This is a genomic window from Tardiphaga robiniae (assembly GCF_013359755.1).
Lineage (GTDB): Bacteria > Pseudomonadota > Alphaproteobacteria > Rhizobiales > Xanthobacteraceae > Tardiphaga > Tardiphaga robiniae.
Genome location: NZ_JABMCJ010000071.1, coordinates 36,898 through 49,507, shown reverse-complemented (window position 1 = coordinate 49,507; position 12,610 = coordinate 36,898). Strand labels below are relative to the sequence as shown.

At 62.4% G+C, this 12,610-nt stretch carries 10 protein-coding genes; 4 read left to right on the top strand and 6 right to left on the bottom strand.

Annotated elements, in window-relative coordinates; genetic code table 11:
* Window positions 1-57 precede the first annotated feature (57 nt).
* Together HP556_RS04910 and HP556_RS04905 are read right to left on the bottom strand one after the other, a co-directional pair.
* Window positions 58-1,533, bottom strand: a complete 1,476-nt coding sequence (locus HP556_RS04910; protein ID WP_175366119.1) for a protein adenylyltransferase SelO — start codon at window positions 1,531-1,533, stop codon at window positions 58-60.
* A 50-nt stretch (window positions 1,534-1,583) separates the two neighbouring features.
* On the bottom strand, window positions 1,584-3,263 hold the full coding sequence (locus tag HP556_RS04905) for a methyl-accepting chemotaxis protein (RefSeq protein ID WP_175366118.1): 1,680 nt from the start codon (window positions 3,261-3,263) through the stop codon (window positions 1,584-1,586).
* Between HP556_RS04905 and HP556_RS04900 the strand changes: the two genes are divergently transcribed.
* The 4 genes from HP556_RS04900 (at window position 3,235) to HP556_RS04885 (ending at window position 8,574) form a co-directional block, all read left to right on the top strand.
* Window positions 3,235-3,462 carry a hypothetical protein gene (locus HP556_RS04900; protein ID WP_158596856.1) on the top strand — a complete coding sequence of 76 codons (228 nt, stop codon included), beginning with the start codon at window positions 3,235-3,237 and terminating at the stop codon, window positions 3,460-3,462. The two genes, HP556_RS04905 and HP556_RS04900, sit on opposite strands and share 29 nt — an antisense overlap.
* A gap of 309 nt (window positions 3,463-3,771) precedes the next feature.
* Window positions 3,772-5,544: an aspartate--tRNA ligase gene (gene aspS, locus HP556_RS04895; protein ID WP_175366117.1), complete on the top strand. Its 1,773-nt coding sequence runs from the start codon at window positions 3,772-3,774 to the stop codon at window positions 5,542-5,544.
* A gap of 67 nt (window positions 5,545-5,611) precedes the next feature.
* Window positions 5,612-7,921 carry an NADP-dependent malic enzyme gene (locus tag HP556_RS04890; RefSeq protein WP_068731100.1) on the top strand — a complete coding sequence of 770 codons (2,310 nt, stop codon included), beginning with the start codon at window positions 5,612-5,614 and terminating at the stop codon, window positions 7,919-7,921.
* Window positions 7,922-8,118: 197 nt separating this feature from the next.
* Entirely contained in the window at window positions 8,119-8,574 is a 456-nt protein-coding gene (locus tag HP556_RS04885) for a DoxX family protein (RefSeq protein WP_089263975.1), read from the top strand.
* Between the two features lie 7 nt (window positions 8,575-8,581).
* Here the strand turns inward: HP556_RS04885 and HP556_RS04880 are convergent, their stop codons facing one another.
* The 4 genes from HP556_RS04880 to HP556_RS04865 form a co-directional block, all read right to left on the bottom strand.
* The gene (locus tag HP556_RS04880; protein WP_175366116.1) at window positions 8,582-9,139 is read right to left on the bottom strand and encodes a dihydrofolate reductase family protein; all 558 of its coding nucleotides are present in this window, start codon (window positions 9,137-9,139) and stop codon (window positions 8,582-8,584) included.
* A gap of 22 nt (window positions 9,140-9,161) precedes the next feature.
* Complete coding sequence (locus tag HP556_RS04875; RefSeq protein WP_068731103.1) at window positions 9,162-10,106, bottom strand: polysaccharide deacetylase family protein; 945 nt, start codon at window positions 10,104-10,106, stop codon at window positions 9,162-9,164.
* A gap of 150 nt (window positions 10,107-10,256) precedes the next feature.
* Entirely contained in the window at window positions 10,257-10,832 is a 576-nt protein-coding gene (locus tag HP556_RS04870) for a glutathione peroxidase (protein WP_089263978.1), read from the bottom strand.
* Window positions 10,833-10,929: 97 nt separating this feature from the next.
* Window positions 10,930-12,549, bottom strand: coding sequence for a L,D-transpeptidase (locus HP556_RS04865; RefSeq protein ID WP_338117531.1), 1,620 nt, complete (start codon window positions 12,547-12,549; stop codon window positions 10,930-10,932).
* Window positions 12,550-12,610: the final 61 nt, after the last annotated feature.

Below are 12,610 nucleotides of genomic sequence, written 5' to 3'. Positions count from 1 at the left end.
TGTTGAGTCAAGGTGTTTCGGGCAGATTGGAGGTCTGCTCCGATAGAATGAGGGTGTTTAGGTGCCGCAGAAGGTCTTCAGTACGCGCTGATCCGGCTCCGGCGGCTCGGCGTAATCCGCCATCTCCGGTTGATCTTCATAGGGTTTCGCCAGTACGGCCAGCAATTTCTCGAACGGCGCGTAGTCGTCGGCCAGCGCCGCCTGGATCACCGCCTCGACGCGATGATTGCGGGGGATGAAGGCTGGATTGATCGTCTGCATGGCCTGATGGCGGGTACCGGCGTCCTGCGACTCCCGGCCGAGTCGTGCCCGCCAGTTCACGGCCCAGGCGTCAAACGCCGTCGGATCGATAAACAGTCCGCGGACGGCTTCGTCGCTGTCTGCGTCAACCGCGGCGGCGCCGAGGCGGCGGAAGGTCAGGGTGAAATCGGCCTGATTGGCGGTCATGGCGGTCAGCAGATCCTGCGCCAATGCGGCATCGTCCGGCTGGCTGGTGAACAGCCCGAGCTTTCGGCGGAGACCGGCCTGATAGGCCGTGTCGAAAATATCGGAGAATTCGCCCAATGCGGCCTGCGCGATTTCGATGGCGGTCTTCTCGTCGCTGTCGATCAGCGGCAGCAGCGTCTCGGCGAAGCGCGTCAGATTCCACAGCGCGATGCGCGGCTGGTTCGCATAGGCGTAGCGGCCCATCTCGTCGATCGAGCTGTACACCGTCGCGGGATCGTAGGCGTCCATGAAGGCGCAGGGGCCGTAATCGATGGTCTCGCCGGATACCGAGCAGTTGTCGGTGTTCATCACACCATGGATGAAGCCGACATGCAGCCAGCGTGCGACAAGTTCGGCCTGACGGCGGATCACTGCATCGAGCAAGGCGCGAATGGGATGTTCGGCTTCGGCTGCGTCGGGATAGTGCCTGTTGATCACATGATCGGCGAGTTGTTTGACGCCGGCGATATCCTCGCGCGCGGCGAAAAACTGAAACGTGCCGACGCGAATATGGCTTGAGGCGACGCGAGTCAGCACGGCGCCCGGCAGCATCGTCTCACGCTGAACCCGTTCGCCCGTGAGGACGGCGGCGAGGGAGCGCGTTGTGGGAACGCCCAGGGCGGCCATGGCTTCGCTGACGATGTATTCCCGGATCACCGGACCAAGCGCAGCGCGGCCATCGCCGCGGCGCGAGAAAGGCGTCGGACCGGAGCCCTTGAGCTGGATGTCGCGGCGCACGCCGTCGCGGTCAATGACCTCGCCAAGCAGGATCGCGCGGCCATCGCCGAGCTGCGCCACGAAATGTCCGAACTGATGTCCGGCATAGGCCATCGCGAGGGGATCGGCGCCATCGGGTACACGCTTGCCGGCGAGGACTTCGACGCCTTCGGGACTGGCCAGCCAGTCAGGATCGATGCGGAGTTGGTCGGCCAGTGCGCGGTTCAGCTTGATCAGCCGCGGCGCTGTCACCGGCGTTGGTGCAACGCGGGCGAAGAAATTCGCGGGCAGGGCGGCATAGCTGTTGTCGAACGGGAAGTGGACTGTCATGGCCCCAAGATGGGGGGCCACGACGTGTTAGGCAACCGCTGAAAGCGGTCTCAGGCGGCGCGAACCGTGTCGAGGAACCGGTCGACTTCATCCTTCAGGCGATTGCTTTCGAGCGACAGCGACTGCGCTGCGGCCAGCACCTGGGTCGATGCGGAGCCAGTCTCGCTGGCGCCGCGATTGACCTCGGTGACCTCGCTGGCGACCTGGGTGCTGAGCTGGGCCGACTGCTGGACATTGCGCGCGATTTCCTGTGTCGCTGCGCCCTGTTCCTCGACCGCCGCTGCGATAGCCGACGAGACTTCGGAAATCAGCGTGATGGTCGAGCCGATCTCCTTGATGGTCTCGATCGTCTCCGCACTGGCCGCCTGCATGCCGGCGATCTGCATGCTGATTTCGTCGGTGGCCTTGGCGGTCTGCGACGCCAGCGCCTTCACTTCGGCGGCGACGACTGCGAAGCCGCGGCCGGCGTCACCGGCGCGCGCCGCCTCGATGGTGGCGTTGAGCGCCAGCAGGTTGGTTTGTTCGGCAACGGCGGTGATGAGCTTCACGACGTCATCGATCCGTGCAGTGGCCTGCGTGAGTTTGGTAATGCTTTCATTGGTCTTCTCGGCCTGCAGCACGGCGGTCGAAGCGATACGATTCGATTCATGAACCTGGCGGCCGATTTCATTCACCGACGAGGTGATTTCTTCCGTTGCCGCGGCCACCGACTGAACGTTGCTCGACACCGTATGCGATGCAGACGCTGCCGAGCCCGACAGCGTCATGGTGATATCCGACGTGCGGGTCAGCGTGGTGGCAGAGGCTTCGAGTTCGGTCGAGGCCGATGACAAGGAGCCCACCAGTTCGCTGATCATCGACTCGAAGTTGCTGGTCGCCTTCGTGATGGTTTCTGCACGGGCGGCCTTGATGGCGGCCTCGGCACCGGCAGCCTGATCCGCAGCACGCTTGGCGATGAGGGCGTCCTTGAAGATCTGCAACGCGCTGGCGATACGGCCGATCTCGGTGCTTTCGCCCTGATGCGGAATGACGGCCTCCAACTGACCATCGGTCAGCTGGCCCATTGGCTTCAGGATCGAGGCGATGCCGCCGGAGATGTCGCGCACCAGATACATGGCAGCGCTGAGACCGAGCACGACCGAGGCGCCGAGAATGATAACCATCATCCAGATCGCGTTGGCATAGGTGGCGTTCGCGTTGCTGCCGGCCACTTCGGCGCCCTTGTCGTTCAGCTCGACGAGCTTGGCCAATGTGCCGTCCATGGCGCGGCCGGTCGGAACGACCTTCTTGGCGTTGATCTCTTTGGCTGCCGCCACGTCGCCCTTGTTGGCGAGGGCCTGGACGTCGTTGCCGGCGGCGATGAAGGCCTTCCATTCCGCGTCAAGCTTATCGGCCAGTTCGCGTTCGGCTGGCGACGATACCAGCGGGGCGTAGGCCTTCGCGGCCTTGTCGAAGTCAGACTTGCGGGCGGCGAGGTTCTTGTCGACATCCGGACGGTCGGCATCGGCCACGATCAGGTGGTCGCGCAGCACAGCGCGATACCGCGCCGACTGAACGCGCATCTCACCGATCCAGCGGACGCTCGGGAGCCATTGCGTCTGGATATCCTGGGTCGCTGCGTTGATGGCTCGCATCTGCATGAAGGCGAGGGTGCCGATGCCCGCGATCACGACGAAAAGAAAAGCAACAATGACAAACAGCTTGGTACTGATCGAATATCTGGCGAGCACGAACATATTCCTCGGCGGTTCTAAGGCTGCGACGCCGGTCAGCCGAAATGGCGGCTGCCTTGGGTTGCGGCAGGGCAAGAAGCAGCAAGTTCCAGTTGAATCACCTGCCTTCAAAACGGGCTGGGTTCACGGCAAGACAGTGAATGGTGGTCGTCAACGTTCAGTAAATTTTGACACAAATACCGCTTTAAGTAGTTGAATCTGGTGCTGAAATACCGACGCGACGTATCCGGGTGCCGATGGTGCTTGACCCGAGGTAGCTGGTTATTGCGTGTGCAATCATGTAGTTCCCGCGTTGCGGGAGGTTTTCCGATCGCTCGATTGCATTTGGAAATGGTAGTCCGAAATTCATCGGTCGGAGGCCTCCGGTGATGCAGTCGCGGCCCGCAAATTCGGGCGATCTGATCGCCGAGCTTTGGTTGCCGCGTCGGATGCGGTCGGGTAAACCCTGCGCTTCGCGCTTGATCGCGAACCCGATTCCGCCCTCTGACGTATTTCCAGGATACCCATGCATCGCTACCGGTCTCACACCTGCGGCGCGCTCCGCGACAGCCATATCGACCAGACCGTTCGCCTGTCGGGGTGGTGCCATCGTATCCGCGACCATGGCGGCGTGCTCTTCATCGATCTGCGCGACCATTACGGCCTGACGCAATGCGTCGCCGATCCGGACTCGCCGGCGTTCAAGGTCGCCGAGACGCTGCGTTCGGAATGGGTCGTGAAGATCGACGGAAAGGTGCGTCGTCGTCCTGGCGGCACCGAGAATGCCGAACTGCCCACCGGCGATGTCGAGATCTATATCGATGCCATCGAGGTGCTCGGCCCCGCAGCCGAATTGCCGCTGCCGGTATTCGGCGATCAGGACTATCCGGAAGACATCCGGCTTAAATATCGCTTCCTCGACCTGCGTCGCGAGAAGCTGCATCAGAACATCATGACCCGCGGCGCCATCGTCGACTCGATGCGCAAGCGGATGAAGGAGCAGGGCTTCTTCGAATTCCAGACGCCCATCCTCACCGCGTCGTCGCCGGAAGGCGCGCGCGACTTCCTGGTGCCGTCGCGCATCCATCCCGGCAAGTTCTACGCGCTGCCGCAGGCACCGCAGCAGTACAAGCAGCTGCTGATGATGTCGGGCTTCGACCGCTACTTCCAGATCGCGCCATGTTTCCGCGACGAGGATCCGCGCGCCGATCGTCTGCCGGGCGAGTTCTACCAGCTCGATCTCGAAATGAGCTTCGTCGAACAGGAAGACGTGTTCGCGGCGGTGCAGCCCGTGATCACCGGCGTGTTCGAGGAGTTCGCCAAGGGCAAGCCGGTCAACAAGGACTGGCCGAAGATTCCCTACGCAGAGTCGCTCCGCAAATACGGCACCGACAAGCCGGACCTGCGCAACCCGATCGAGATGCAGAACACGGCGGAGCACTTCCGCGGCTCCGGCTTCAAGGTGTTCGCGCGCATGCTCGAAGACGACAAGAATCAGGTCTGGGCGATCCCCGGTCCCGGTGGCGGCAGCCGTGCATTCTGCGACCGCATGAATTCCTGGGCGCAAGGCGAAGGCCAGCCGGGCCTCGGTTACATCATGTGGCGCGAGGGCGGTGAGGGCGCTGGTCCCTTGGCCAACAACATCGGACCGGAGCGTACCGAAGCGATCCGTCAGCAGCTCGGCCTGAAGGCCGGCGATGCCGCGTTCTTCGTCGCGGGCGATCCCGAGAAATTCTACAAGTTCGCCGGTCTCGCACGCACCAAGGTCGGCGAAGAGCTCAACCTGATCGATAAGGAGCGCTTCGCGCTGGCCTGGATCGTCGATTTCCCGATGTACGAGTACAACGAGGACGACAAGAAGGTCGACTTCTCGCACAACCCGTTCTCGATGCCGCAGGGTGGCATGGATGCGCTGACAGGTCAGGATCCGCTGACCATCAAGGCTTTCCAATACGACATCACCTGCAACGGCTACGAGATCGCGTCGGGCGGCATCCGTAATCACAAGCCGGAAGCAATGGTGAAGGCGTTCGAGATCGCCGGTTATGGCGAGGAGACGGTGGTCGAGCGCTTCGGCGGCATGTATCGCGCCTTCCAGTACGGCGCACCGCCCCATGGCGGCATGGCGGCAGGCGTCGATCGTATCGTGATGCTGCTCTGCGGTACGAACAACCTGCGCGAGATCTCGCTCTTCCCGATGAACCAGCGTGCTGAAGATTTGTTGATGGGCGCGCCGTCAGAGGCTTCGCCGAAGCAGTTGCGTGAAGCGCATATCCGTCTCAATCTGCAGGACAAGTAGTCCGGCAAACCAACAAGAAGAAACGCCCTTCTACCTAACTTTTGTTTTATGACGCGCGGGAGCACGCATGTCTTCTTCATCTTCTGACGATCTCTCGCGCGCGGCGCTTGCCTATCATCGCCTTCCCAGGCCGGGTAAGCTGGAAATCCAGGCCACCAAGCCGCTTGCCAACCAGCGCGATCTGGCACTGGCCTATTCGCCGGGCGTAGCCGCGCCGTGTCTCGCGATCGCAGCCGACCCCAACGAAGCCGCTTCGCTGACCTCGCGCGCCAATCTCGTGGCCGTCGTCTCCAACGGCACGGCCGTCCTCGGTCTCGGCAATATCGGTCCGCTGGCGTCGAAGCCGGTAATGGAAGGCAAGGCGGTCCTGTTCAAGAAGTTCGCCGGCATCGACGTGTTCGACATCGAGATCGCCGCCGACACCATCGAGCGCGTGGTCGAGGTCGTCTCGGCACTGGAGCCGACCTTCGGTGGCATCAACCTTGAGGACATCAAGGGTCCGGAATGTTTCGAGATCGAGGCGCAGCTTAAAGAGCGGATGAAGATCCCGGTGTTTCACGACGATCAGCATGGCACCGCCATCATCGTCGGCGCCGCGATCAAGAATGCGCTGCTGCTCAACGGCAAGAACATAAAGAACGTCAAGATCGTCTGCTCGGGTGCTGGCGCTGCGGCGATCGCCTGTCTCAATCTTCTGGTGTCGCTGGGCGCGCAGAAGAAGAACATCTGGGTCTGCGATATCGACGGTGTCGTGCATGAGGGCCGCAACACCCTGATGGATCGCTGGAAAGCGGTCTATGCGCAGAAGACCGATGCGCGCGTGCTGGGCGATGTCATCGCCGGCGCCGATATTTTCTTGGGCGTCTCCGCTCCGGGCGTGCTGAAGCCCGAGATGGTCAAGGCGATGGCCGACAAGCCGCTGGTGATGGCGCTGGCCAATCCGACGCCGGAGATCATGCCGGACGAAGCGCGCAAGGCACGCCCGGACGCGATGATCTGCACCGGCCGGTCGGACTTTCCGAACCAGGTCAATAACGTCCTTTGTTTCCCGTTTATCTTCCGCGGTGCACTCGATTGTGGTGCGACGGCGATCAATGAGGCAATGAAGATCGCTGCCGTCGATGCCATCGCGCAGCTTGCGCAAGACCCGCCGTCGGATGCTGTGACCGCCGGCTTCGACAACGAGACCCAGGGCTTCGGTCCGGGGTCGCTGATCCCGAGCCCGTTCGATCCACGCCTGATCCTGCGCATCGCGCCGGCCGTCGCCAAGGCGGCGATGGAATCCGGCGTGGCCTCGCGCCCGATCGCCAATTTCGAGGAATACACCGCAGGTCTCGAGCGTTTCGCATTCCGCTCCGGTTTGGTGATGAAGCCGGTCTTCGCGAAGGCAAAGACCCAGCCGGTGCGCGTGATCTATGCCGAAGGCGAAGACGAGCGCGTGCTGCGCGCCGTGCAGGTGGTGCTGGAAGAGAAGCTGGCGCGTCCGATTCTCGTTGGCCGTCCGTCGGTCGTTGAAGCCCGCATCAAGCGGTTCGGTCTGGCGATCCAGGCCGGACAGGATTTCGACCTGATCAATCCCGAGGACGATCCGCGTTATCGCTCTTACGTGCAGTCCTATATCGACGTGGCTGGCCGTCGCGGCGTGACGCCGGATGCGGCGCGCACGGTCGTCCGCACCAATGCGACGGTGATCGCCGCGCTCGCCGTGATCCGCGGCGAGGCGGATGCAATGATCTGCGGCGTCGAAGGCCGCTACATGAGCCATCTGCGCCATGTGCGCGAGATCATCGGCTTCCTGCCGGGCGTCAGCGATTTTGCAGCGCTGTCGCTGATGATCACCAGCAAGGGTGCGCACTTCATCGCTGATACGCAGGTGCGTCCGAATCCGAGCGCGGAAGAACTCGCGGAAATCGCGGCGCTCGCTGCCAACCACGTGCAGCGCTTCGCCATGAAGCCGAAGATCGCTTTCGTGTCGCATTCTGACTTTGGCAGCTACGATACGGACTCTTCGCGCAAGATGCGCCGCGCCGCAGCATTGCTGCGTGAGAAGCATCCGGAAATCGAGTCCGATGGCGAAATGCAGGGCGACACCGCGCTGTCGGAAGCAGCCCGCAAGATCGTGCTGCCGCATTCGAAACTCGAAGGCTCGGCGAATGTCCTCATCATGCCGACGCTCGATGCCGCCAATGTCGCCTATCAGATGATCAAGACGCTGGCGGATGCGCTCCCGGTCGGCCCGATCTTGATCGGCCCGGCCCGTCCGGCGCATATCCTGACGCCGGGGGTGACAGCGCGTGGTATCCTCAACATGACGGCGGTTGCGGCTGTCGAGGCGCAGGAGCGGGCTGGGCGTCCGCAGGCGAGCCTGTTCGGCTAGCGCGTTCAGTCAGCCTCGCGCTGGCTGGATGCTTCCCGGCCATTGCGCTTTTGGATAGTTAGCCAATCTGAGAAGCATCGCGACAAATGGATGACGCCAACGAGGTCATCCATTTGTTCGTTTGAAAAATGTGATGGAATGATCATACTCGTCACGTATTTCGACAAGTATTCATTGCAGTCCAGCGAGGCCGACCAATGCCAGCGTTTATTACTTTCGGGCGCATTCTCTTTGCCGTGATCTTCATTGCGTCCGGCGCATCCAAGTTTCTCGACCTCAGCGCAACAGCAGATGCGATCGCGAACAAGGTTATCCCGACGATCCCTGCGGTCGTGACGCCCTATGCGACACAGCTCGAAGGGCTGGCGGGCATGGAATTGAAGCAGATTCTTGCAATCGCCGTTGCGACACTGGAACTGGTCGGCGGTATCCTCGTCGCGCTGAATCTGGGCGCGCGCTTCTTCGCCCTGGTGCTGGTGCTGTTCGTGATGGCCGCAACGTTCTACTTCCACGACTTCTGGAACCTGACCGGCCCTGAGGCCAAGAACCAGATGATCCACGCGCTGAAGAACCTGTCGCTGATCGGCGGCCTCTTCATGATCGCCGGTATCGGCCGCAGCGCGCGGCTGCCGGGCGGCTACAACGAAGTATAGTCCTCGCTCAGGACACCCGCCGCCAGGCCGTTACTGTGACTTCATGCGCGGAGTCGAGGATCTGGACCTCGCTCGCTTGCAGGCCGTGACTGGAGAGAATGTCCTGCGGTGATCGTTCGGGGACGCCGGGGAAGCATCCCTCGCCGCCGGGCAGGCGGACATGCGGCGCCTGCGACAGCCAAAACACGTCGATGCGATCAAAGAACATCTCGAATACGCTGGGGCCGCCGATGACGGCGACGGTGCCGGCATGAACGCCCGCATGCGCGCAAGCGTCTTCGAAAGATGCGCCGGCCGGATTCCACAGCGTGGCTTTGTTGTTTTCGGGATCGGGGCCTATGGCAGCGATGCTGCGGCTGACGATGATGCGCTTGCGTTTCGGTGAGTTCGGCTGATCCTCGAACGAATGCCTGCCGTGCACGATCAGGTCGGCACGGTCGAGACCTGCGGTGAAAAAGGCGAGGTCGCCGGGAAATTTGAGGGTATCGGGCATCACGCCACTGGCATCGGCGAGCATGCCGTCCGCCGAGACGATGACGTAGCCGTTGAAACGAAATGCGGGCATCAGGGGCGTCGACGAGTCCTCATTATTCCGAGATCGTCTGGACGACGCTGTTCACAGGACGGCTGCTGACCGTCGGCAGCTTGGCGTCCTTGACGATCGCTTCATCATAGGACGCGATGGTCTGTACGGGCGCCTTGGCCCGCATATGCACGACCTTGTAGCCACCGGCCTTGAGCTTGCGCAGCAGGGTCGGCAGCGCTTCGGCGGTGTGCTTCTGGAAGTCGTGCATCAGGATGATACCCTTACCGAGCTTGTCGAGCTTGGTCATCACATTGGTGATGACCTGTTCGGACTTGCGCGTCTTGAAGTCGAACGAGTCGATGTCACAGGAGAAGATCGCCATGTTGCGCGTGCCGAGATAGGTGACGATTTCCGGCGGGTGCTGCAGCGCCGGAGCGCGGAAGAACGGTGCGGGGGCTGAGCCGAGTGCCCACTTTACCGCGCTGAAGCCTTTCTCGATTTCATCAATGCGCTGCTGCTGGGTCAGTTTCTTGTTGGTCAGCGCGATATGAGCCCAGGTGTGTCCGCCGATGGTATGGCCGGCCGCAGCGACCTGCTTGAGCACCTCCGGATAATAGGTGGCGTGCTTGCCGATCGGGAAGAACACCGCCTTGACGCATTCGTCGGCGAGCGTCTTCAACACAGTCGGCGTCGTAGTCTGCCATGGACCATCGTCGAAGGTCAGCACCACTTCCTTGTCGCGCAGGAAGTCGAGCTGCTTGAAATGTTCGAAGCCGAAGCCCGGACCACCCGTCGTGTCGATCTCGACCACACGGCTGACGCCGAGCGCATCGGGATTGGCGCAGGTCGATTTGGCGGGGGCAGGTGCAGCCGCGGGCGCCGGTGGCGGCGCAGGCGTTGCCGCGGGGGCGGGGGCAGCAACACCGGCTTTGGGTGCCTGCGCCTGTGCGCCTGCTGCCCACAATGAAATAGCGCTCGCAAAAATCAGACCTGCCGCACTGCGCATCACGTCCCCCTTGACCTGCGACCAGCGTCGTCAGCGAGGTGGTCGGGCTGATCCAGATGGTCGTGGCCGCAATTCTAGCGCGATTTCAGGCGGTACCGCTATGGCAACGGCCCTTATCCCCAGTCAGTGGCTGGATCGATATTGAACCGCTCAAGCCGCGGTCAGGGCACGTCCGACGGCGGTCTTGATGCGTGTATCGGTCGGTTCGAATTCGGAGGCGAAGGAGTCGGTGAGATAGCCATCGCGGCCGACCAGATATTTGTGGAAGTTCCACCGCGGCAGGTCGCGCGGCCGTGCCTCTGCCGCCCATTTGTAGAAGGGGTGCGCGTTCGGTCCCTTCACGACGGTCTTGGCGGCCATCGGGAAACCGATGCCGAAATGTCCCTCGGCAATGTCGGCGATCTCCTTGGCGCTGCCCGGCTCCTGTCCGCCGAAGTCATTGGACGGTACGCCGACAATCATCAAGCCGCGCTCGCGGAACTCGGTCCACAGTGTCTGAAGCCCGGCATATTGCGGGGTGAAGCCGCATTGCGAGGCGGTATTGACCACCATGATCGGGCGGCCTGCATAGTCGGCAAGTTTGATGTCGCCACCCTTGAGGCCGGGAAACGCGAAGCCATAGGCGGTCATGCGGCTCACGGCGCCTTGCGCCGAGGCGTGACGCGCGACCGCCACAGCACTTGCCGCGCCCAATACCGTTGTCAGTATCTGCCTGCGATTGATCATCGCCATTCGTCGTAGCCCAGCCTGTGTCGCGAGCAGAGTAGCGTCATCTCCGAGATGACGCACTCAACAAGCTGTTACAGGGCCGGAGTGAACGAGGCTAGCGCAGCGGCACCACGAATTCGGTGCCCTGGCCGGTCTCGCCGCCGGCGGCAATGCCCTGATCGGACACCACGATGGAGCCGCCACTCGCGAGCGCTTCGGTAATCTGTGCCATGGCGTCCGCAGGGATCGTCAGGCGGTCGAGCGCTTCGGCGGCGCTGTTCGGCAGCGGCCGGGTTTTCACTTCAACCGCGCCAGTGGATTTGCGGCGTCGCGAAACATTGTCATCCTCGTCGGCGCGATGCGGCACGGCAGGCAGCGAGACTGCGGTCCAGTGAAATGCCTTGGCATCATCCTTGTCGATGCGGGCGGTAAAGATGTGAGTGCCGAGCGGGCGATCGCTGGGCTTGATCGCGATCGGCGTCTCGAACAGCGGCGCGAAATTCTGCCGCACATAGAGCTTGCCGTCCTTGCCGCTGACCAGCACGGCAATCTGGCCGGACCGCTTTGGCGTCGCATCGGCGGCAGGCATCTCGGCCTTGGCTGAATCGGCGGGGCGCGTTTCGTCCTTCTTGACGTCGGGTACGCTGGCGGCGACCGGCGTGACGTTATCTTTCGCGATTTCCGCCTTCGGTGCTTCCGTCTTGGCAGGTTCAAGCTTGGCTGGCGCTTCCGCGACGGTCTCTTCAGATTTGACCTCGGGGGTCGGCAGTTCGACGACTTTGGCAATGGCGGCGTCAAGATCGCGGCGCGTCATGATCTCGGGTTCGGCGGCTTTGACGGCGGTTTCGACCTTTGCAGATGTGGCGTCCGACATCACAGTTGCTGGCGCCGGTTTTGTCATCGCATTGCTGGCATCGGCGGTCTGGGTCTTGTCCTGAGTCTTGGTGCGGTCGGCGGCGGATGGCCTCAGACCGAGGTCTTGGGGCTTCGCATCTGCCGATGCCTTATCAGCCTTGGGCGACGCCTGGACGTCTTGAGGCGCCGCTGCCGCGACCGGAACCAGCTCAGGCTTCTGAGCGGCGAGCAGGGGATGCGAAATTTCCGCAGGCGAGATTTCGCCGGGCGCGATGATCACGCGGGCACCCATGCGGGTCCAGCCCCAGATTTTGGTCGCAAAGGCCATCGGCATGCGGATGCAGCCGTGGGACGCCGGATAGCCTGGCAGCGCGCCGGCATGCAAAGCAATGCCCGACCAGGTGATACGCTGCATGTAAGGCATCGGCGCGCCGCTATAGATGTTGGAGCGGTGCCATTTGTTCTTCTGGATGATGCTGAACACGCCCATGGGCGTCGAATGGCCGCGCATGCCGGTCGAGATCGGCGTTTCCGCGAACAGGCCGTTGGCGTCGAACACCCGCAAGGACTGTCGCTCGATCGAGATGGCGATCACCAGTGGGCCGACCGGCTTGGTGTGTTCCTTGACCTGTTTCTCAAGTCTGGCGCCAAGGCGCTTCAGCTTCTTCTGGCGCTGCTGCGGTTGCGGCGCCGGCGGTTCGATCTCCCGCATGATCATCGGGTTTTCGTCGGTCCAGAACACCGCGGCGTCCGCAGGCGCCGCCACGGTCATGCCGGCCACGGCGACCAGCGCGATCCGCAGGAAGCTGCCGGAAAAAATCGTGCCGCTCAGAAAACGGCAGTTGTCTCCCGGTTCACGCGACAATTGAAATGCACCCACGTCCAATATCCTCGAATCCATCTGAAAACATTAGTCTCGCAGGCGCGAGATGGGTTCACCA